This window comes from Campylobacter concisus UNSWCS, assembly GCF_000466685.1.
In the GTDB taxonomy this organism is placed as follows: Bacteria; Campylobacterota; Campylobacteria; order Campylobacterales; family Campylobacteraceae; genus Campylobacter_A; species Campylobacter_A concisus_A.
Genome location: NZ_ANNG01000048.1, coordinates 1 through 369 on the forward strand (window position 1 = coordinate 1; position 369 = coordinate 369).

The 369-nt window shown below is 33.9% G+C and carries 1 protein-coding gene; it reads right to left on the reverse strand.

The annotated features are described in order from the left end of the window. A partial coding sequence (locus UNSWCS_RS09570; RefSeq protein WP_035143876.1) for a methyl-accepting chemotaxis protein occupies nt 1-369 on the reverse strand: 369 nt, incomplete at both ends.

A 369-nucleotide genomic window follows, 5' to 3' on the forward strand; every position in this document is an offset into this window, starting at 1 on the left:
GTCTTTGCCATGTTATCAACATCGCTTGTTACTTCATTAGCCCTATTAGCAATTACAACATTCTCTTTTGTTAGATTATCTATTTGAGCAACTGATTGATTGATCATATTAATGCCTTCACTTTGCTCTTTTATTGATTCACTCATCTCATTTATTGATTGAGCTAATACATTTGTATTTGCTTCTATTTCACCAAGTGATTTTTGAGTTCTTTCTGCTAGTTTTCTAACTTCATCAGCCACAACTGCAAAGCCTCTACCATGTTCTCCTGCTCTTGCTGCTTCAATTGCAGCATTAAGAGCTAGAAGGTTTGTTTGATCTGCTATATCTCTAATGATAGTTATGATGTTTTTGATTTCATCACTTTGT